Source organism: Acidobacteriota bacterium, from assembly GCA_016196035.1.
Classification (GTDB): Bacteria; Acidobacteriota; Blastocatellia; order RBC074; family RBC074; genus JACPYM01.
The window spans coordinates 1-20,805 of the sequence record JACPYM010000122.1; the positions used below are offsets into that span (position 1 = coordinate 1).

A 20,805-nucleotide genomic window follows, 5' to 3' on the forward strand; every position below is an offset into this window, starting at 1 on the left:
AGCCCCGGCATCTGTTTTAAGGTAGCCGTGACTACGGTCACGGGTCGTGCGACAAGAGAAGGAGTTTTGGTAGACACCTTCTTTCTGGCAAACGACCCTTTTCATTTCATTGCTACCCCGAAAAATGTCCACAGTATTGCTTGATTACGGCAAAACTGAATATCTCAAATTTTGTGGGGGTCTGGTTGATGTGTTCGCTGACTACCTGCAAAAAGCGCGCACTGTCCGCCGCCAAGTCAGCTCTGAACGGTTGCTCCCCAAGCAAAGGAATTAACCCGAGTCGTTCCTCAACATGTTGCTTTATTTTTTCCGGGATCCACTGAACAAGCATTTGCGCTTGTGTGGTGAATGGCGGAAGCAATTCAAATCTCAGGTCGTCGAGCGGCTTGAGCACACCATATCTGGTTAAGTCGCGCGACGGGTAGGCGCTCTCGTATCTTCCGCCAAGGTGCACGTCGTGCTTGAGGAGGTCTTTCATGCGCCGCACGGCGTTCTCGTAAGCCTTTCTGATCTCGTCGGAGGAAAACACGCATTGCCCGTGCGCGCAGTAATCAATAACCAAGCCAAGAGTCAGCAAAGGAAAAATGGCCTTTGTCTGCGACCGCTTAAGCATTCGGGCGATAACTTCCTTTGTGGGTTCTTCGTCGCTCATCGGCATGGCAGGCAATCCTTCAGGTGACATTCAATCAGCCTGATCCCAACACAAAGAGTACCCGTCAATTCCGCCTCGTTGAAACACGGAGTCTGCGGGGACGATTATTTGTCTGACTTGCTCAAATTTCGTATAGACAGTTCCGGCTTTGCAAAGTTTATAGCGATCCTTGGCGGCATCAAGACGCAGGTCGTAAATAAGCCAAGCCAAGTCCGCTTGCTCCCGATCAACCAGCGGCAATGGCGGTAAACTCTCATAAAAGCTGCGATGCAACGCTACGGCTTGCTTCTTGCCCCAAGCGTGGAAGATGCCGCCTTTGAAACCTAACCGCCAAGCGAGTTGTTTCCGCAAAGATAGCTGGTAATCGGGGCAAGGGTAGTTCGCCCAATCCATCACGGCCTCGGCATCCAGTCCTTGCAGAAAATGCTCAACAGGTGCGCGCACATTGCCGGAAATATGTACGGCTTGAATTTCGAGCGAGCCGAAATCCGTGATCCTGCCGCGTTCATCATAAGCCATCAAAACTACATCAATGTTGCCCGCCGGCTTGCCGTGCCGGTCGTTGATCTGCACTTCGACCAAAGATGTCCACTGTACATCCGGTGGGAAGAAAAAAGCCGCTGCCTCATCGGCGATCAGCCAATCTTCACGAATGCGCACAGGGCAGGTAATGGCAATTGCTTCACCGTCGAAAACACTGCACACGCCCAGCGGATCATTGGCTTTGTCTTTCGTACAGTAAAGACGCTTCTTGCGGTGGCGCAATGCTTCAGGCGAATTGTTGCTGGCCGGAAAGCCGAAAACCTCTGCCAGTGGATGTTTGGTCAATGTTCGCTCCTTTGATTTCATTTCAGCCGCCGCCGCACTATATCCAGCGCCGCATTCACCGCCAACGAACGAATAAACTGCCGATCACCCGGAAACACCAACCGCCGCGCTTTGCTCTCGTTTGCATCGGCCAGCGCAATGTAAACCAGGCCAACCGGCTTCTCTTCACTTCCGCCGCCCGGCCCGGCGATGCCTGTGATGCCGATACCGAGCGTGGTTCCGGCGCGCGCGCGGATACCCGCTGCCATTGCTTCGGCAACCGGTTCGCTGACCGCGCCGTGTTGTTCGATGAGTTCGCGCGGCACGCCGAGCAGATCAATCTTGGCTGCGTTGGCATACGACACAACGCCTTCGATGAAGTAATCCGAACTGCCCGCGACTTCGGTCAGGCGTCCGGCGAGCAGGCCGCCGGTGCAGCTTTCCGCTGTCGCCAGCGTGGCGTGGTTGATGCGCAGCAAATCGCCCACGACTTTTTCGAGCGGTTCGTCTTCTTCGGAATACACGTAATCGCCCAGCACGTCGCGCAGCTTCGCGGCGAGTTCAGCTAATAACGACGCGGCTGCGGCTGCGGCGCGCGCTTGCGCGGTCAGGTGCAATTCGAGCTGGCCGTCTTTGAACAGAATCGTCGTCGCCGGGTTGGTGTATCGCGTATAAACCGGCGCGGCCAACGCATCGCACTTCGATTCGGTCAAACCGTAGATGCTCAGCTTGTGCCGCAGGATGTAAACGTCGCCGACGCGCTGTTTCAGCACGGGCGCAACTTGTTCGGCGAACATCGGCTTCATTTCGCGCGGTGGGCCGGGCAAGAGCGCGACCGTGCAATTGCCCTGTTCAATCAACTGTCCCGGCGCGCTGCCGTGTTCGTTGGGCAAGACTTGCCCGCCCGCGAGCGCCATCGCTTGGCGCACGTTATTCGGCGTCATCTCGATATTGCGCCGGGCAAAGCGCGTCTTGATGCGTTCGAGCGAGGGTTCGTGAATTTCCAACGCGCGGCCCAGCACGCGCGCAAAGACTTTCTTGGTGATGTCGTCTTCGGTCGGCCCCAGCCCGCCGGTCGAAATGATGATTTCCGAACGCCGCAGCGCATCGCGGATGGCTTCTTCCAACCGCAACTCATCATCGCCGACGACGGTCTTGAGTTTGACCTCGACGCCCAGCGCGTTGAGTTGTTCGGTCAGCCAAAGCGAATTGGTATCCACGCGAAAGGGCGTGAGCATTTCGGAGCCGATGGCAAGTATCTCTGCGTTGAGCATAGCAGTTAGTGGTTAGTAACCGGTTTAGGTGAACAGCCACAGCAACAATGACAAACCCGCCGCCGCGTACACACCCGCGATGACATCGTCCATCATCACGCCCACGCCGCCGGTCAGCGTTTGCAGCCGGTTGATCGGGAACGGTTTGAAAATATCGAAGAGCCGGAAGAGTGCGAACCCGGCGATCAGCGCCCATTTCAAATTCCCGCCCAGTTGCGGCAGATAAGGCGCGATCAACGTGAAAGCGATCAATTGCCCGGCGACTTCGTCAATCACGATCTGGCTGGCGTCTTTGCTTTCAAAGACAGTTTCGGCGCGCGTGCCCGCCCAGATGCCGATCCAGGTGAAAAACAGGCTGGCGAGCAGGAGCGCGTTTTGCAAAAGCAAAATTTCAGATTTGAGATTGGCGATCAGGCCATAGGCAATGGCAACACCAACCACTGAGCCAAACGTGCCGGGTGCTAACGGAATCAGCCCCGCGCCAAAACCCGTGGCAATGAATACGGCGAGTGCATCCACCGGGCCGTTGATCTTCATCACTTTGCCGCGCTTCGTTCGGCTTTCAGCGACTTTGCTTTCGATCATCACAAAAGTACAGCAACCTTTCCAGGTTGCTGCTGTTTCCTCAATAAGTATGCTGCCGAGTCAACAGCAACCTGGAAAGGTTGCTGTACAACGTCACACGATCCGCGCCACCAAATCGTATTCGTGCGCCTCGGTGATCTCGATCTCGATAAAATCGCCGGCCTTGCCCGCGAAGCCCTCCGGCACATCGTTGATCAGAATATGCCCGTCCACCTCTGGAGCTTGCGATTCCAGCCGCGCCTGCAAGAGCAAATCGGTTTCCTGCGAAACGCCTTCCAGCAAGGCGCGGAAGCGGCGGCCAATCAACGCCTTGTTCTTGCGCTTGGAAATTTTGGCCTGCTCGCGCATCAGCTTCGCCCGCCGTGACCGCATCACCCGCGCGGGCACCTTGCCGTCCAACTCAAAGCCGTGCGTGCCCTCTTCGTCGGAATAGGTGAACACGCCCACGCGGTCGAATTCGATGGCGCGCACGAAGGCCAGCAACTCTTCAAAATCTTCATCCGTCTCGCCGGGAAAGCCGACGATGAAGGTCGTGCGCAACGCGATGCCGGGCACGGTTTCCTGCGCGCGTTGTAACAGCTTTTCCAGCAACGGGCGATTGCCGCCGCGCCGCATGCGTTTGAGCACCGCTGCGCTGGCGTGTTGCAACGGCATATCCAGATAGCTGCACACCTTCGGTTCTGCCGCCATCACTGCCAGCGTGGCGTCGCTCAAGCTGTTCGGATAGGTATACATCACACGAATCCATTCGATGCCATCCACGCGCGCCAACGCCGTCAACAAATCGGCCAGCCCGTCTTTCAAACCCAAATCCAAACCGTACTGCGTCGAATCCTGCGAAATCAAAACCAGTTCTTTGACGCCTGCCGCCGCCAGTTGTTCGGCCTCGCGCACAAGCGAAGCCGCGCGGCGCGAACGGTATTTGCCGCGCATTTGCGGGATCGCACAAAACGCGCAGGTGTGATCGCAACCCTCGGCAATCTTCACGTAGGCAAAATGCTTCTGCGTCGCCAGCACGCGCGGCGAATTTTCGTCGTAAAGGTAGGTCGGCAACCCGCGCGTCATCCAGGCATTCGACGCCACAAAGGCGGCGTCCTGTGCGGCAACGGCAGCCGGATCAACCGCCGCCACGATCTTTTCGATCTCGCTGGTGCCGAGCACGGCATCCACTTCGGGCAACTGGTTGAGCAAGTCTTGACGATAGCGTTCGACCAGACAGCCCGCGACGACCAGGCGTTTCAGCTTGGCCGTCTCTTTCAACCCAGCCATTTCAATGATCGTGTTGATGGACTCTTCTTTGGCCGACTGGATAAAGCCGCAGGTGTTGACCACCATCACGTCGGCCTCTTCGCGCACGGTGGTCAATTGGTAGCCGTGTTGTTGTAACTGGCCCATCATCACTTCGCTGTCCACCAGATTTTTGGGACAGCCGAGGCTGACAAAGCCGATCTTTTGCATTTCAGATTTCATCTTCTACTTCTTCATCCAATTCCAACGCCGCCTTCAGCGCCCGATTAAGTTCCTTGATCTTTTCCGGTGAAAGCGCCCCGATATAATTGGTCAAAACCGGTTTCGCCAAACTGACCAGATCATCACAATGGATGCTGCTTTCGTGCTTCAACCCTGCATCAACCCCAACACAAACTTGCGTCGCAAACCCATCGTATTGCGAGTAGACCGGCGCGCAAATCACAGAAGAAAAGCTTGAATCAATCAGCATCTGGCGGCTGACGATTACAAAAACCCGGCTCCGTTTGGGGTCTCTGCGCGTTGGCTTTGGCACTCGATAAAGCTCTCCGCGTTTCATAGCTCAATTTGATAGTCGAGCACATCCATTGCTTCGGCGTTAAGCCTGTCAGCGTTGCGATTGATGATTTCCAGTTCTCTGGCCTCACGCTCTCGCTTCGCTTGCCGTTTCGCATTGGCGGCGAGCGCCGTGATCAACCTCAATTCGACACGTTCGCCTTCCGCCAAACTCAGCGGTTTGATCGGACGTAACACGCCGTGCTCATAAATTGCTTCGATCTGCATAATCACTACCTCGTTCTTCAACATTTTCCCAGCCACGCCTGCTGTTGAGCTTGAACAATTTCCGCTCCTGTTTTCACAGCTTGGCGTTTGCGACCGGGCACTTTTAACAGCTAGCGCATCGTAGCGGTTCACGCGGCACCCACGCAACCAAGCCACTCGCCAAACTTCGCTTGCTGTTAGATGAGTGGGAAAAGGGACAGGCCAAGCAACACCCCAAAGGCGAAAGGGGGGCAGGATTGGCATCCTGCTCCCCTTTTTTCTTTGCTATGTCCAGATAATGGCTGGGAAATCTATTGAACTTGAATGGATTCGATGTAGCGCATCAACGCATACACGTTCCCAATCGCCGTCATTTGTGAACTGCTCCGCTCTTTGAAGTAACGGCCCCACACCGGCATTTCCCGGCTGCCGTGTCCACCGACATACACTTCACCATCAATGATGTTCCGCATCTTCAAAGCCGGAAATTTACCGTCCTTGTCTTTTGGAATGCGAGTCAAATCTGGTAACGGAGCTTTTAAGGCCACTGCCGTTGGCCCACCGCCTTTGCCATCCTCACCGTGGCAACTTGCGCAATAGGTCATATACAACTGTTTGCCATGGGCATTTTTATCTTTCCCCTGTGCCGTAACGCCGCTGGATGTAATGACAGAAAGCGCCAGCGCAACCGCGAATCCTAGCACTGCCACTGCAATCATTCTTCGCAACATAAGTGCCTCCTTCTGATGGCTCCTGGCCGCTTCGCTCCAGAGGACGCAAACAACTTTTCTCTGTTTGGTTAAGCAGGCTCTCGCCTTTCTCCTCAATGCCGGAAGCGAAGCAACCAGAATTGTTTTTGTTGCTCTGCTCAACCGCTGCTGAGAAGAGCAAGCAATGTGCCAAGTTGGTTTTTGGAAAGAGTTGGCTAAATCCGCGCGGAATGGTTGGGTGGGCAGAGATTTTGCGCAGTTGGTGGGGAGAAATCACTACGGCGCAGCGATGGTTACGGCAGGGGGTCACCGTGCGAAGTTGCGGCCTTGAGCACAGATTCGTCTATCTCGATTTCTTCCGGCGGCACAATCACGACCTGCCCGTTCTCCCACACCGACACCGGATTGCCCAGCCGTTTGTGCCGCCACAATGCGCGCTGTACGGCTTGTTGAAAAAGCACTTCGACCTCTTTGCCGTGTATGCTAAACAACCCTTCGGTTAGTCACGCTCCGTTATTCATTTTGCCGCCTCACAGAAGCCTACCCACAAGTCAGGCACGTAAACGAGCATGATTCGTCCGGCTTCGACCGCGACGGCTTCTGCGCGAAACGCCGATAACCTGGCGGCAATCGTATCGGCGTTGATGAACTCCAACACACCAAGCTTGTCGCGCAAGAGGATTGGCGTGAGTGTGGATTTGTCCGCGCCGTTTGAGCCGGCAATAACCACGACTTGTGGATATGATGAAGCCATTCAGAGCGCCATCACTTTTGGCCAACGCCCGCAAAGTAGCCTTCACGATGCCGCGCCAACAGACCTTTCACCTTGTATTTTGCCTCTACCTGCGGAGCCAAACGAACCTTCACTTTTGTAAACCCTTGTCCAGTCTGCGGCGATGGATTAAACCCGAGTACGTATTGGACACGCAATTCAACAGCAACAGCCTCAAAAGCCGCCTGCAAGCCAGCTACATTTACCGGATGAAAAGCCCTTCCACCCGTCGGCTTGGCAAAATTCTCCAGCATTTCACGCCCTCCACCAACCTCCATGGCAAAGTTGGGACTATCTGTACGGCTCAAATGCAAGCTCCCTAAATTGATCGAATAGGTTTGCACTTCGTTTTCCTGTAATTCCTGTTTCAAGCGCTGTGGCGTAATGCTTTTGATATTGCTGTCTATTGCATTATCAACTCCATCACTCAAGAGAATAACGGCTTTGCCTGACTTGGTGCCGCGTCTAGCTTGGCCGAGGCCAAAAAAACAAGCGTCGCGCACAGCCGTCTGCCCTCCGGGCTTCTCTTTGGCCAAGTCTGTCAACGTAACTGCGATGGCGGATTGGTCGTGTGTCCAATCCAAAAGCAAGCGCGGTTCCCGGCTGAAACTCGCGATCAAATATTCATTGTCCGGATTTGCGACTTGAATAAAGCGTTGCACTGCTCCTGCTAGAAAGCTGAACCGGTTGACTTTTGAATTGCTGGTTTCCATCGAGCCTGAAATGTCCACCAGAAAAACCACGCTGTAAGGCTCATCCCGCTCGCTGAAATAGCTGATGGGCCGAACGGCTTTCCCGCTCTCAATCACAAAATCCTCGCGGTGCAAGTCAGGCACGTAGCGTCCTAAGCCGTCCGTTACCGTTATTCGCAATTTGACTGCCGCGGAGCGTTCCGGCGTGGATTCCGGTTTAGGCGGCCCTTGCTGCTGCCGCTGAATCAGTGGCTGAGCACTTGTCAGCGAGAAGAAAAGCGGGATCAACAGTGCGCTGGTCAACTTATGATTGTGCGTTCTCATCGCATCGCTCCTTTCTTGATTTCACAGTTTCTCCAACCCCGCAAACTTCGCAATCAACTTCTTATGCCCATACCCCGGAAAATTCACCGTCAGCTTCGCATCTTCCCCTTCACCTTCTACTTTGACGATCAAGCCCTGCCCGTATTTCGCATGGCGCACGCGTTGATTGGCGCGGAAGTTGGAAGTGCTCTTGCGCGCTTCCGGCTGGCTGGCTTTGGATTCAAAGGCCGAGGCGTCAACCTGCTTGCCTTGCTTGGCGAAGAACTCTTTGACGCCTTCGGTGTTGTTGTAGGTCTTCCCCTGGAAATTGCTCGTAGGTTTTGGCGGCGCATTGTAAGCCTTTGGGTACGGGGTGGCTGTCAATGAGCGTCCGTGGGCTTTGTCCGGCAACGCGCCATACTTGCCGCCCGTGCGCAACCAGCTTGAACCTTGCGAGAGGTCTTCGAGCAATTCGCGCGGGAATTCGTTGAGGAAGCGTGAGGGTTCGGACGGCATCTCTTCGCCGTAGACGCGCCGCTTCATCGCGTGCGTCAGGTACAGATATTTCTCGGCGCGGGTGATGGCGACGTAAGCCAGGCGGCGTTCCTCTTCGAGTTCGGCCTGGTTGTCGCGGGCGCGCGAGTGCGGGAAGAGGTTTTCTTCCAGTCCGGCAATAAACACCAGCGGAAATTCGAGGCCCTTGGCGGCGTGGATGGTCATCAGGGTGACTTGGGCTTCGGATTTGATCTGGTCGGTGTCGGCGACCAGCGCGGCGTGATCCAGAAAGTCGCGCAGCGTTTCGCCTTGCGTATTCGATTCGGCGGCGGCGTTGACCAATTCTTCCAGGTTGAGCAGCCGCGCTTCGGCTTCGTCGCTGCCGTCCTCTTTCAGCGCGCGTTCGTAACCGGTGTCAATCACGGCGGCTTTGACGATCTCGGTCAGGTCGGGTTCGGTCTGCGCCTTGGCAATCAGCGTGGTGACGATGTCGCGGAAGGATTTCAGCGCGTTGGTGGTGCGCGCTGGCAACAGGTTCTGTTCGACGATCAGGCCGATGGTTTCCCAATGCGGGACGCCGAAATCTTTGGCGCGGCGTTCGATGTCATCGAGCGTCGTTTTGCCGATGCCGCGCGCGGGCGTGTTGATGACGCGTTGCAGGGCGATGGAATCGTTCGGATTCAGGGCCAGTTTCAAATAGGCGATCACGTCTTTGACTTCGGCGCGTTCGTAAAAGCTGAAGCCCCCGACCAGGTTGTAACGCAAACCGGCGCGGCGGCAGGCCTCTTCAAACTGGCGCGATTGCGCGTTGGTGCGATAGAGGACGGCGGCGCGCAGCTTGGGGTCGCGCAACAGGTGATCTGAAATCTTGCCGACGACAAAGCGCGCCTCCTGATCGGCGTCGTACAGTTGGGCGTAACGCACTTTCTCGCCGGTCTCTTTATTCGGGCGCAGTACCTTGTCGAAACGTTGCGTGTTATTGGCGATGACCTTGTTCGCGGCGGCCAGGATGGTGCCGGTCGAACGGTAATTGTCTTCGAGCTTGATGGTCTTGGTGCCGGGAAAGTCGCGCTCGAAATTGAGGATGATGTTGAAATCGGAGCCGCGAAACTTGTAGATGGATTGCGATTCGTCGCCGACCACGCAATAGCTGCGATTGCGCCAGAAATCATCGGGCTTGCGGTCGTGCAGCAGCGCGTGATTGCCCTCGACCAGCAGTCGCGTCAGCGTGTACTGAATGCCGTTCGTGTCCTGAAACTCATCCACCATCACGTGGCGGAATTTGTTGTGGTAATAGCCGCGTACCTGTTCGGAATGCCGCAGCAATTGCACCGCGCGAATCAGCAGGTCGTCGAAATCCAGCGCGTTCGATGACGCCAGCCGCTGTTCGTAAAGCGCATAGACGCGCGCGATCATGCGCTCCTTTTCATCGCGGACTTCGGCGCGCCGGGCATATTCGTCGGGGTCTTCGCTGCGGTTTTTGGCCGCGCTGATGGCGCTGCTGGCCTGGCGCGGCGTCAACACCTTGTCGTCAAAGCCGCAATCGCGGATGCACTGTTTCAACAGCCGCTGTTGATCGTCGCTGTCATAAATCGTGAACGAGCGCGTGTAGCCTTTTTCCAGCTTGTCAATGTCGCGCCGCAGGATGCGCACGCAGAGCGCGTGAAAGGTCGAGAGCAGCGGCGAACTGGTTTTCGGCCCGTCGCCCAACAGTTTCTCTACGCGCTCTTTCATCTCGCCGGCGGCCTTGTTGGTGAAGGTCACGGCCAGGACGTTTTCGGCCCGCACGCCGCAATCGGCCACCAGGTGCGCGATGCGAAAGGTGATGACGCGCGTCTTGCCGCTGCCCGCGCCCGCCAGCAAAAGCATCGGGCCGTCCACCGTCGTGACGGCTTCGCGCTGTTGGGCGTTGAGACCGGCGAGGTAATCCTGCTTCACTTTTGGTTTCGGCGGCGCGGCGGCTGGCGCTTCCCAATCCGTGGGAAAGTCGGGCGGCGCTTCAGCAAAATCCGCCGGAAAGTCGGCGGGGAAATCGGGCGGCGCGTCGTTGAGCCAGGCAGGCGATTCATCCGCCGCAGGCATGTCGAAAAAAGACGCCGGCGTGGCGATGACCGGCGGGGTAAAAACCTTAGGCGTGGGTTTCGCTTTCGGTTTTACCGGCGGCGCGCTGGGGGTGTTTGCGTCTTCGTCACCCGCCGGTAGTTCGCCGTTCGTGAGCGCCTGCAATTTGTCGAAGAGAGGATGATTCACTGCTGCTTTCCTTTTTTCCTGCTTGCTGGCGGTGTCTTGGCACTCTTGTAATCCGACCCGCTCACTTGCGGATCGTCAAACGCCTTCATCACCGGCGGCAACTCCGGTTCGGGCCGCATTTGACCGCCCTTGCTGATCGCCCAACGCTGCAACCACGAGATGCCAACCGGGCCGGTGTAAGTGTCGGGCAAGCTGTACGCCTTGTCCGTCAACGCTTCTTCCAGCGAGATGAATTGATAGCCACGCCGTTTGAGCAGCGCGACGACCGCGCCGAAATGTTCGGCGTTCAGGGCATTGGCATGCACCAGCAAGGTCTGCTTGATCTCGTAACCCAAAGTATCACGCGACAGCCGTTCATAAAACGCGAAGACCTCTTCCATATATGGCACATAAGCGGCGGCGATTTTTTTCATCGTCGCCGCATCGCCGCGCTGCCGCGCCTTGGCGTATTCGCTGGCGAAGAGCCATTCGGAATTATCAATCGTCACCGGCGCAACGGTGTAGCCGTGGCTGGCGAGGAATTTTTCAAAGGCCTCTTTCGCCGCCAGGTCTTTGCCGGTGTTCAGCGTCGGGTGGCGAAAGTAACGCATCGTCTTGCCGCGTTCGGCCAACAGGCGTTTGGTGACGGCCTCGCCGCGCAAGGTGTCGGCCTGCATCTGCTCAAGCGTGGCGCTGTAATAGCGCAGGTGCGAATAGCTGTGATTGCCCAAATCCAGCCCCGCGTCCAGCCACAGTTTCAACAGCCCCGTGCGCGCCGCAAGCTCGCCGTCGTTGTTGACGTGCAGCTTGCCTTCGTTGACGAAGCCAATGGCGGGGATGCGATTGGCGGTGAGCGTTTGCAAGAGCTTTGCGGTCAGCGCGCGCGCCGTCACTAGGTCGGCTTGTTGCTGCAACGGCAGGTCGTCAATGGTGACGGCGACGTAACGGGGCGGCACCGTCAACGCCTGCGTCCTTTGATCGGCAACAAAAATGGCGGCGAGCAACCCGGCTGCTGCCGCCGTGAGTAACAATCGTTTTGTCATTTGCGGTTCCTCTTCAGGCGGCCTGAAGCAGATGTGGTTGGGGTAACGGTTTGCCATCCTCGCGATAAGTCTCAATCAACAGTTCCAGGACTTCTTCGCCATTCCGCACTGCTTCTTTGTATGTATCACCGTGCGTACGGCAGTTGGCGAACTCAGGCAAAGTAACGATGTACGCCTGATCCTCATCAGACCATTGAATCAACATGCTGTACCGACTCATTTGTTTTGCTCCTTTGCTGCCTGCACGGCTTCCTTTACTTCGCGCTCCTGGTACGGCTTGGCATCCGCCCCGTCTTTGCCTGACAAAACCACGATATTGGGCACGGTTGGATGATCCCAGACGGTGTGGCTGCCTTTGCCCGAACGCCGAACGAATCCGGCCCGTTGCAACAACGCCTTCAATTCTCGCAGCTTCTTCGGCATAAGCCTGAACTCATTGGCAGGTTAATCCGCAATCAGCATCTTCGCAATCGTCTGCTTCTGCATATTCGACGTGCCCTCATAAATCTGCCCGATCTTGCAATCGCGGAAGTATTTCTCGACCGGGTAATCTTTGACGTAGCCATACCCGCCATACAAATTCACCGCCGTCGAAGCGATCTTCTCCGCCACTTCGGACGCAAAGAGCTTCGCCATCGCGGCCTCTTTGATAAACGGCAGCTTGGCGTCTTTGAGCCGCGCCGCGTTGTAAACCATCAAGCGCGCGGCCTCCAACTGCACGGCCATTTCGGAAAGCTGGAACTGCACGCCCTGAAAATCGGCGATGCGCTGGCCGAACTGTTTGCGCTCTTTGACGTAGGCCAACGCGCATTCATACGCGCCCTGCGCCAGGCCGACCATCTGCGCGCCGATGCCGATGCGGCCTTCGTTGAGCGTCTCGATGGCGATCTTGTAGCCCTTGCCCACCTCGCCCAGCACGTTCGCCGTGGGCACGACGCAGTTGTCGAAGAGCAGTTCGCAGGTGGACGACGCACGGATGCCCAGCTTGTCTTCTTTCTTGCCGACGGTGAAACCTGCGTAATCGCGTTCGACCACAAAGGCCGTGATGCCCTTGTAGCCTTTGCTCGGATCGAGGTTGGCGAAGACGATGAAGATGCCGGCCTCGTTGCCGTTGGTGATCCACAGCTTGCGCCCGTTGAGCAGGTAATGATCGCCCTTGTCCTCCGCGCGCGTTTGCAGGGCGAAGGCGTCGGAACCGGAACCGGCTTCGCTCAGACAGTACGCGCCCACCGTGTCGGTCGCCAGACGCGTGACGAATTTCTTGCGCAAGGCCTCGTTGCCGTAAGTCAAAAAGGCATTGATCGTCAACGTGTTGTTCACGTCCACGCAAACGCTCAAGCTGGCATCCACGCGCGCCAACTCTTCGATCGCCAGACAGGCCATGAAAAACGTGCCGCCCTGGCCGCCGTACTCCTCGCCCGGTTCGATGCCCATCAAACCGAGATCAAAACATTTCTGAATGATTTCGGGTTTGAGCTTCTGCTGCTCGTCCATCTCGCGCACGTAGGGCTTGACCTCGGCTTCGGCAAAGGCGCGCACGCTGGCGGCGAACATCTGCTCTTCTTCGGTCAGGACGGAGAGCGGTTGCGGGACGAGTTTCGGGCTTTCTGCGGTTTGTGCTGGTGCCATGAATGACGCTCCTTGTGCTTCGGTGAAGCGGATGAATGAAAAACTGAATGGTGATTCAGGCGGCATCTTAGCGCACGGTTTGGAGCTTTGCCAAAACCTCCTTTCCAGGTGGCAAGGTGCGGCGTAGAATGCGCGGCGGCACGCGCCATTCACTTTCCGATAAATCAGTTTTAACTCTTTTGCCCGCTGAAGAAGAAAGGAATTTTGCCATGTCCAACGCCACTTCACTGCGCAACCGTTGGTGCCTCTTGTTTGTCAGCTTGCTGCTTGCCACCGTAGCTGTTTCAGCGCAAGCCGTTGACCGCGCTAAGCTGTTGCAAGAAATCATCGAGTTGAATTCACGAATTAAAGCCACAACCGACCCAGCCGCCGTCAAAGAGTTGACGGCGCAAGTGCTCCCCAAAGAAAGCCTATTTCTCGCCCCCGCACCAGAAGACCTAGCGCAGTTTTCTACGTTCCTACAACAACCTTATACCGGCATCGTGCGCCTGATGCCGCGCGAGCAATTCGACGGCGTATTGCTAACGCGTGGCGGCGGCTCATATTACTCGTTTGCCAGTCTGGTTCATCAATATGGCTACGGTTCGGATTTGAATTTCTCGGTAAACAATTTCTTGGTCGGCTTTGCTGGCGCAGATTTTGGGATGATCCTGACGCTGGGAAGTGCGGCGGTGGAAACCGTTACGACAGACACGCCTGGGATTAAGTACCTCGCCACCTACACGCCGCCGTTAGATCAAGCCAGTGCGAATGCGGAATATCAACGTGTGCGCGGTTTTTCGGAGGGTGGCTTCAATTATGCTAGCCGCCTCACAGCCACCCTCGGACAAACCTACGTGGTGCGCTCAATTGGTTATCGCGCTGCGGATGTACTGGTGGCCTTCCGGCCTTTCCGCCGTGATACGGATGGCAGCTTGTTGCTGCAATGGAAGTTGTTGAAACGTTATCCGTCACCAAACCTGAATGGTGGTGTGATCGCCAACGTTTCTGCCGCGAGTTTTGCGCATACCAGTTTTGCGCCCGGCAGTATTGTTTCGCTATTTGGCAAAGAGTTGACCGATGGCGTCTATTCCGTCGAAACCACCGCCTTGCCTCAATCCTTTGGTCAAACCCGAGTCAACGTGCAAGACAACTCGTTGAACCGCCGCAGTGGTTTGTTCGCTGGCACACCTGATCAAATCAATTTCCTGATCCCACCTGAAACTGCTGAAGGCTACGGATTGATTTTCGTCACAACGCCTTCTGGCAATTTGTATGGAGAGCTTGTTAACATCACCAAGGTTGCGCCGGGTCTCTTCAGCGCCAACGCCAATGGCAGCGGAGTCGCCGCCGCTGTCGCCCTGCGCGTCAACGGCAACCGACAAACTTACGAGCCAGTCGCGCGTTTCGACAACGCCTTGAAACAATTCGTCGCCACGCCGATTGATCTCGGCACTGACAACGAGCAAGTCGTGCTGTTGTTATTCGGCACTGGTGTGCGGGGACGCACGGCGCTCGAAACCGTCAACGCCAAAGTTGGCGGCGTGGACGCGCCTGTGCTGTATGCGGGCGAACAAGGCGCGCCAGGGCTGGATCAAATCAATGTTTTATTGCCGCGCGCGCTGGCTGGGCGCGGCGAGGTCGAGATTGTGCTAACCGTGGATGGCAAAACCGCAAACGCCGTCCGCCTCAACATCAAGTGAGAACCCAACGATGACCAACCATACTAATCGGCGCGAATTCCTGAAAACATCCGCACTGGGCGCAGCCGCAACGCTGCTCCCCAACGAAACACTGCTGGCGGCACCCGCGCAAAGCCAGCTCAAAAAATCGGTACTCATCGGCATGCTGCCCAAGACGCTGAGCTACCTCGACCGTTTCAAACTAGCGCTGGACACCGGCTTTGAAGGCATCGAGATGCAAACCGTCAGCGATCCCAAAGAAGCCGACGAGATCAAAGCGGCTTCCGACAAGGCCAAGCTGCGCATTCATTCGGTGATGAACATGGGCCATTGGGAATGGCCGTTTTCCAGCGCCAACCCGGCGGACATCAAACGCGGCCACGAACGGATGGAGACTTCGTTGCGCAACGCCAAGCTCTGGGGCGCGGACTGTGTCCTGCTAGTCCCGGCGGTCGTCAAACCCAACGTCACCATCCTCGAAGCCTGGCAACGGTCGCAGCCTGAAATCCGCAAGCTCCTTCCACTGGCGAAAGAGTTGGGTGTGGTGATTGGCATTGAACCTGTTTGGAATAAGTTCCTGCTGACGCCCTACGACACGGCCAAATATGTGGACGAATTCAAAAGCCCCTGGGTCAAAGCCTATTTTGATGTCGGCAACGTGGTGATGTACGGCTTCCCGCAGGAGTGGATTCGCGCGCTGGGCAAGCGCATCGCGCGCTTTCACATCAAGGACTTCAAATACGAGACGCGCCAGTGGGTGCCGCTGCGCGAGGGCAGCATTGATTGGAAAGAGGTGCGCAAGGCCATCGGCGAGATCGGCTACAACGGCTGGGTCACGACCGAGGTGGGTAAGGCGAGCGAAGCCGAAAAACAAATGAGCGACGAGGCTTGGTTGCGCGAGGTGAGCAAGCGCGTGGATTTGATCTTCGCCGGGGCGTAAGGCTGGTGCGCAAAGCATCTCCCCACGAAGCCACACGAAGCAGCCACGAAGCAAACCTAACGTTGTGTGTTCCCTTCGTGCCTGCTTCGTGTGGCTTCGTGCGAGTTCATTTCAAGCAGATAAAATTGAACCACGCCCGTGCAGACTGCGTTGGTCTGCACGGGCGCGGTTTGTTTTATCCCAGCAAAGCGTTATTTCAATAGTTGATCCAGCTCTTTCATCACCGCGCCGTAAGCTTCGCCCTGATCGGGGTCAAAGCCGACGTGTTTGCGCACGACCCGGCCATCCTTGCCCAAAATGACAATCGTCGGCAGCGCATCAACGCCATAGGCGCGATAGGCGGCCTGTTCAGGATCGCGCAATACCGGCGCATGCAAGCCGCGCTTGTCGGCAAACGCCGCCAAATCGGCATCGGTCATGAAATTCTTGCCGCCCGCTTTGGCGCTGTTGACGCTGACCCAGTAAATCTGCACGCCGCGTGGCGCGTAACGGTCAGCCAGTTTTTGCAAGGCGGGCAATTCCTTCGCCGCCAACGGCACCCAGGTCGCGCCAAACGAGAGCACGACGACCTTGCCCCGCAGTTCAGGCACACCGACGGTCTTGCCATCCACCGTTTGAAACGTTGGCTCTTGCGCCCGCGCTGTCAGGGCGGCCAAGAATACGGTGCAGATCAGCGCCATCAGCATTTGCGATTTCTTTTGAATCATCGTTACCAACTTTTGGTCCAACTTTTGGTTCAGCTTTCAGTTTCACCTTGCGGAAATACGCGGCTCAGATGCGAAGGCTGCGTTTAACGTTGGGAAGCCTGCAAAAAGATTCTGGGTCGCGGCGGGTTCGGCTGTCAAATCCCGGCGCTTCGCCCACCGCGCGTTATTACAAAGGTCACAGCCACGCCACAGGCCGATGCTATAATGCGCCCGTGACCAGGGGATTCAATACTTCACAGGTACGGCAACCACAACCACTCAATCAGCCGTTGGGTGAGCCTATCACCGACCTCCCACGTTATGACGCCACGACCGCGCTTTCACAGCCGGGCCGCACGCTACCGGATGCGCCGCTGTTGGGCGGGCTGACGCTCGATCATTACCGCATCGTCAAGCTGTTGGGCAAAGGCGGCATGGGCGAAGTTTATCTGGCTCAGGACACGCGGCTGGGGCATGAAGTCGCCATCAAAGTGTTGCCCGCCGCACTGGCGCAAGACCCCGAACGCATTCAGCGTTTCGAGCGCGAAGCGCGCTTGCTGGCGCGTTTGCATCACCCGCACATCGCCACGATTCACTTGCTGGGGCAAAGCGGCGCGGTGCGTTATCTGGTGTTGGAATACGTGCCGGGCGCGACACTCAGCGAACGTTTAGAAGATGGCAAATTGACCGCCCGCGAAGCGTTGCCGTTGCTGCGCCAGCTTGCCAGCGCGCTCGCTCACGCGCATACACAGCCAGAGCCGATCATTCACCGCGACCTCAAACCCGACAACCTCAAACTCACCGCGAGCGGCGAAATCAAGGTGCTCGATTTTGGCTTGGCCAAAGCCGTCCGTTCGGATTTCGCCACGGCAGAAACCGCCGATTCAACGCCTCTGCCAGTGGAAACCTTTTCGACGACGCACCACGTCATTCAAGGCACCGTGCCGTATATGAGTCCTGAACAGACGTTGGGACAGCGTCAGGATCAGCGCACCGATTGGTGGGCGTTCGGCTGCATCGGGTTTGAGTTGCTCACCGGGCAGCGGCCCTTCCACAGTCTATCGCTCGACGGCATGTTGAAAGCCATCAATCAAGACGAACCGGTGTGGGATCGTTTGCCGCGCGAGACGCCGCCCGCCTTGCGCCGGTTGTTGCAGCAATGTTTGCAAAAAGAACCGCAACAACGACTGGCCAATGCTGTTGAAGCCGAACGCTGGCTAGAGCAGGCTGCGACGGAGTTGCGCAAACGCAAATTGGGTGTACCTGGCTTTTGGTCGAAAGCTATGTTGGCGGGCGCGTTGACAATCCTGGCGGGCGTTGTTGTCAGCTTGACGCCGCTGCGCGAAACGGCGCGACAATTCTTTGCGCCATCCGCGCCCGCGCCCGCGCCACGGGCAGTGACGAAACCGCATCTGGCCGTGCTGCCATTTCGCGCAGGTCAGCCCGCCGATGCCCGGCTTGGCGCGGGTTTGAGCCAAATGCTACGCGACAGTTTGGCGGGTTCGGCCGAACTCGTAGTCCTGCCGTTCGCTGACGCTACACAAACAGAAGCACAACCCGCCCCTGCCGATTTACTGCACAACTTCGGCGCGCAATTCCTGCTGGAAGGCGAAGTCACCCCCACTTCGGCTGAAACGCTGGACGTCAAGTTGCGCTTGCACAAAGCCCAACAACCAACCCTCAGCGATTCCGTCACCGGCAATCGCGCCGATTTCACCGCACTACAAACAGCGCTGCTGGAAAAGGTTCAAGCCCTATTGGCGCTCAAACCGTCGCTGCCCCCGTTCACGCGCTGGTTCAAACAGTCGGCGGCGCAAGCGCAATACCTGGAAGCGCTCGCCTATTTGCAAAGCGATCTAACGAACGCGACGGTCGAACAGCCGATCCAACTATTAACCAAACTGACCGTTAGTGAACCGGAAGCGACGCGCGCCTGGGCGGCGTTAGCGCAAGCCTATTTGCGCAAAGGACAACTGACCAATCAACCGCGTTGGCTTAAAGAGGCGGAAAGCGCTTCGACCAAAGCCTTGGCGCGCGAACCCAATTCATCGGAAGCGCAACTCACGCGCGGGTACGTATTGTCCGCACTTGGCAACTATGAAGAAGCGGCCAAAGCTTTTCTACAGGTCTTGAACCAGCGCCCGAACGAGTTGGAAGCCAGACTGGGCTTGGCCGGCGTTTTTGAAGACAAACCAGACGCGCTGCAAGCCGAGACTTGGTATAAACAGGCGGCTACGCTTTGGCCGAATTACTGGGCCTGTTATAACGAACTCGGCGCGTTTTATGCCGAGCAGGGCCGCTATGCCGAAGCCCATGTGGCGCTTGGGCGCGTGTTGCAACTTGATCCGAAAAACTTAAGCGCCCGCATCAACACAGGCAATGCGCTGCTGAAGCTGGGCAAGCTTCCCGAGGCAGAGCAGACCTATCGCACTTTGCTGACCGAGTTGAAGCAGTCAGGCACGCAAACCGATGGTGAAGATGCACTCTTGGGCTTGGGCACGGCGCTTTTTCTGCAAGATCGCTGGCAGGACGCAGCCGAGCAATTTCGCCTGGCGCTCGCGCTCAATCCCAATTCGCCGACTGCACACGCCAATTTGGGCGACGCATTGAGCCGCATGGCTGGCAACGAACGGGAGGCTTTGGCCGCCTATTCGCAAACCATCGCGCTTTATCAACGGAGCCAGCTTGGGCCGAAAGGCTACGGGCGGCTGGCTGAAGTGTTCGCCAAGCGCAGCCGCGTGCAGCTTTATGAACAAGCGGCGCAAGCTGACCGGCAGCGGGCGCGCGACACTGTACAGCACGCCTTGCAAACGAAGCCCGAAAAGTTGGCGGTGCTGTACAGCGCCGTGCTCGTCCACGTGTTGTGCGGGCAAACCGAGCAGGCGCTGGATGCGCTCGAATTGGCGCGCCAACGCGGCTATGGGCTGGATGACTTTCGCTTTGATCCGTGGTTGGCAGAGTTGCGTCAGCAACCGCGCTATCACGAGATCGTTTCGCATTGAACTGCCGTCAGACACCAACACCGCTAAGGAGCAAAGATGGAAAGAGTCGTCAACATCACCCTGTATAAAGATTCTGTCGGTGCGTATTCGCTGGGGGTCTTCCCCTTGACTACAACGGTGGCGCCCCTGGATGACGAAGGCGCCCCCGTCAGCCTGCGCTGGATTTTGCGTGAGAACCCAGAAAATCCAGGCTTGCCCGATGCCCCCAACGCGCGCCGCTTGACCGTCAGTTTCAGTCAGACGCCGACGCCTTTTTCAGTGGTCGCGCCTGGCGAACCGCCGCCGCCGGAAGAACGTTATTCCGCGCCCGCCAATTTTGATGGGGCCGAAGTCGTGACGCCGCCCGTGCGGGATTTAGACGACGACGAAAAAGCCATCCGCCTGTTCAAATACACGATTCTGGTCGAGACGAATGACAACCAGGAACTGGTCGTGGATCCGCACGTGCGCTGGCGGCGGCGCAAAATCAGCCGCGACACCCTGCTGCAAGATTAACGCTGCAAGCTTAACCAACGTCCAAGGAGCCAAGCACAATGGAACCCGATACCGCCCACACCGAAGATCAGACGGAACGTTTGCGCAACCAATTGCTGGGTCTGCCATACGATCAATTCCAACAATTGCTCTATCACGCTCCGGTGCGCCCGCCCGCCCAACCAGTCACCATTGCCGTCAAACGCGACAAACGCGGCGTGCCGACGGGGCTGGTGATCAAAGGCGATGGCCTACAGCTTACGCCCCAGGAACAAATCGTTTGGACTTGCGCCGACGGCAAGCTCGAAATCCGGTTCAGCCCCGCGGCCACACCGTTTCTGGGCGCTGAATACGAAGCCCCGCGCGCCGCATGGCTCTATTCCGGCACGCCGCGCGCCAATCCCAGCAAGCCGCTCCGCTTTACCTATCGCATTCTGGTCACCACGCCGGACGGGTTCCTATTCGATCAACCCGCGACGCTCGCTGTCGTCAAAGCCCCTCCGGCGCCCACTACAGCGCCAGCAAAAAGCCGCCGCCGCAAGTGAACACTCACGGCGGTGGCGCTGAATTAGTCATTGATGTTACGCAGTCGAATTGAAATAGAGTGAATTGACAGCCTTTCTGCGCCGGAGGCGCGCAGGATATTAGCCGGTGGTTCCGCTCGCGCTGCACCACCGGCAGAGCGCACAAAGATTTCAGCGCGCTCTGCCGGAGACCGCTTAAAAAGTATTTGCGAGACAAGCTTCCGCAGGTCGCGCCAGCCGCAGCTTAAGCGGGCTGTGCAACGGGCGCAGCCGTTAAGAGGCGGACGATTCGTTTGCAGTTGACCGCGATGCCGAGC

General features: G+C 57.3%; 22 protein-coding genes. 5 read left to right on the forward strand and 17 right to left on the reverse strand.

Features of this window, described 5'->3' with window-relative positions; genetic code table 11:
* Positions 1-112: 112 nt before the first annotated feature.
* From HY011_33880 to HY011_33955, 16 genes are all read right to left on the reverse strand, one after another.
* Positions 113-682, reverse strand: a complete 570-nt coding sequence (locus tag HY011_33880; protein ID MBI3427941.1) for a hypothetical protein — start codon at positions 680-682, stop codon at positions 113-115.
* The gene (locus HY011_33885; GenBank protein ID MBI3427942.1) at positions 683-1,480 is read right to left on the reverse strand and encodes a hypothetical protein; all 798 of its coding nucleotides are present in this window, start codon (positions 1,478-1,480) and stop codon (positions 683-685) included.
* Between the two features lie 17 nt (positions 1,481-1,497).
* Entirely contained in the window at positions 1,498-2,733 is a 1,236-nt protein-coding gene (locus HY011_33890; protein MBI3427943.1) for a competence/damage-inducible protein A, read from the reverse strand.
* Between the two features lie 24 nt (positions 2,734-2,757).
* The gene (locus HY011_33895) at positions 2,758-3,270 is read right to left on the reverse strand and encodes a phosphatidylglycerophosphatase A (GenBank protein MBI3427944.1); all 513 of its coding nucleotides are present in this window, start codon (positions 3,268-3,270) and stop codon (positions 2,758-2,760) included.
* Between the two features lie 141 nt (positions 3,271-3,411).
* Positions 3,412-4,776: a 30S ribosomal protein S12 methylthiotransferase RimO gene (gene rimO, locus HY011_33900; protein ID MBI3427945.1), complete on the reverse strand. Its 1,365-nt coding sequence runs from the start codon at positions 4,774-4,776 to the stop codon at positions 3,412-3,414.
* 1 nt (position 4,777) lies between these two features.
* Positions 4,778-5,125 carry a type II toxin-antitoxin system PemK/MazF family toxin gene (locus HY011_33905; protein ID MBI3427946.1) on the reverse strand — a complete coding sequence of 116 codons (348 nt, stop codon included), beginning with the start codon at positions 5,123-5,125 and terminating at the stop codon, positions 4,778-4,780.
* Positions 5,122-5,373, reverse strand: a complete 252-nt coding sequence (locus HY011_33910; GenBank protein ID MBI3427947.1) for an antitoxin family protein — start codon at positions 5,371-5,373, stop codon at positions 5,122-5,124. Before HY011_33910 ends, HY011_33905 begins: the two co-directional genes overlap by 4 nt.
* A 266-nt stretch (positions 5,374-5,639) precedes the next feature.
* Positions 5,640-6,059 carry a cytochrome c gene (locus HY011_33915; protein ID MBI3427948.1) on the reverse strand — a complete coding sequence of 140 codons (420 nt, stop codon included), beginning with the start codon at positions 6,057-6,059 and terminating at the stop codon, positions 5,640-5,642.
* A gap of 272 nt (positions 6,060-6,331) precedes the next feature.
* Positions 6,332-6,529 (reverse strand): hypothetical protein, encoded by a 198-nt coding sequence (locus tag HY011_33920; GenBank protein MBI3427949.1) that lies wholly within the window; start codon positions 6,527-6,529, stop codon positions 6,332-6,334.
* Between the two features lie 26 nt (positions 6,530-6,555).
* Positions 6,556-6,792 (reverse strand): hypothetical protein, encoded by a 237-nt coding sequence (locus HY011_33925; protein ID MBI3427950.1) that lies wholly within the window; start codon positions 6,790-6,792, stop codon positions 6,556-6,558.
* Positions 6,793-6,803: 11 nt separating this feature from the next.
* The gene (locus HY011_33930) at positions 6,804-7,826 is read right to left on the reverse strand and encodes a VWA domain-containing protein (GenBank protein ID MBI3427951.1); all 1,023 of its coding nucleotides are present in this window, start codon (positions 7,824-7,826) and stop codon (positions 6,804-6,806) included.
* Between the two features lie 21 nt (positions 7,827-7,847).
* On the reverse strand, positions 7,848-10,382 hold the full coding sequence (locus tag HY011_33935; protein MBI3427952.1) for a UvrD-helicase domain-containing protein: 2,535 nt from the start codon (positions 10,380-10,382) through the stop codon (positions 7,848-7,850).
* A gap of 164 nt (positions 10,383-10,546) precedes the next feature.
* Complete coding sequence (locus HY011_33940) at positions 10,547-11,572, reverse strand: polysaccharide deacetylase family protein (GenBank protein MBI3427953.1); 1,026 nt, start codon at positions 11,570-11,572, stop codon at positions 10,547-10,549.
* 13 nt (positions 11,573-11,585) lie between these two features.
* The gene (locus tag HY011_33945; protein MBI3427954.1) at positions 11,586-11,792 is read right to left on the reverse strand and encodes a type II toxin-antitoxin system HicB family antitoxin; all 207 of its coding nucleotides are present in this window, start codon (positions 11,790-11,792) and stop codon (positions 11,586-11,588) included.
* Entirely contained in the window at positions 11,789-11,995 is a 207-nt protein-coding gene (locus HY011_33950) for a type II toxin-antitoxin system HicA family toxin (protein MBI3427955.1), read from the reverse strand. The genes HY011_33945 and HY011_33950 overlap by 4 nt, the downstream gene beginning before the upstream one ends.
* Before the next feature lie 21 nt (positions 11,996-12,016).
* Entirely contained in the window at positions 12,017-13,126 is a 1,110-nt protein-coding gene (locus tag HY011_33955; protein ID MBI3427956.1) for an acyl-CoA dehydrogenase, read from the reverse strand.
* 284 nt (positions 13,127-13,410) lie between these two features.
* Between HY011_33955 and HY011_33960 the strand changes: the two genes are divergently transcribed.
* Both HY011_33960 and HY011_33965 read left to right on the forward strand, forming a co-directional pair.
* On the forward strand, positions 13,411-14,883 hold the full coding sequence (locus tag HY011_33960; GenBank protein MBI3427957.1) for a hypothetical protein: 1,473 nt from the start codon (positions 13,411-13,413) through the stop codon (positions 14,881-14,883).
* 10 nt (positions 14,884-14,893) lie between these two features.
* The gene (locus HY011_33965) at positions 14,894-15,802 is read left to right on the forward strand and encodes a TIM barrel protein (protein MBI3427958.1); all 909 of its coding nucleotides are present in this window, start codon (positions 14,894-14,896) and stop codon (positions 15,800-15,802) included.
* Between the two features lie 191 nt (positions 15,803-15,993).
* On the opposite strand, the gene HY011_33970 is transcribed toward HY011_33965, so the two are convergent.
* Positions 15,994-16,509: a TlpA family protein disulfide reductase gene (locus HY011_33970; protein ID MBI3427959.1), complete on the reverse strand. Its 516-nt coding sequence runs from the start codon at positions 16,507-16,509 to the stop codon at positions 15,994-15,996.
* Positions 16,510-16,778: 269 nt separating this feature from the next.
* On the opposite strand from HY011_33970, the gene HY011_33975 reads away from it, so the two are divergent.
* Genes HY011_33975 through HY011_33985 form a run of 3 tightly spaced genes read left to right on the forward strand, consistent with a single transcriptional unit; the run spans position 16,779 to position 20,509 of the window.
* Positions 16,779-19,490, forward strand: a complete 2,712-nt coding sequence (locus HY011_33975; protein MBI3427960.1) for a protein kinase — start codon at positions 16,779-16,781, stop codon at positions 19,488-19,490.
* 36 nt (positions 19,491-19,526) lie between these two features.
* Positions 19,527-19,985, forward strand: a complete 459-nt coding sequence (locus HY011_33980; GenBank protein ID MBI3427961.1) for a hypothetical protein — start codon at positions 19,527-19,529, stop codon at positions 19,983-19,985.
* 38 nt (positions 19,986-20,023) lie between these two features.
* The gene (locus HY011_33985) at positions 20,024-20,509 is read left to right on the forward strand and encodes a hypothetical protein (protein ID MBI3427962.1); all 486 of its coding nucleotides are present in this window, start codon (positions 20,024-20,026) and stop codon (positions 20,507-20,509) included.
* The last annotated feature ends 296 nt before the right edge of the window (positions 20,510-20,805 follow it).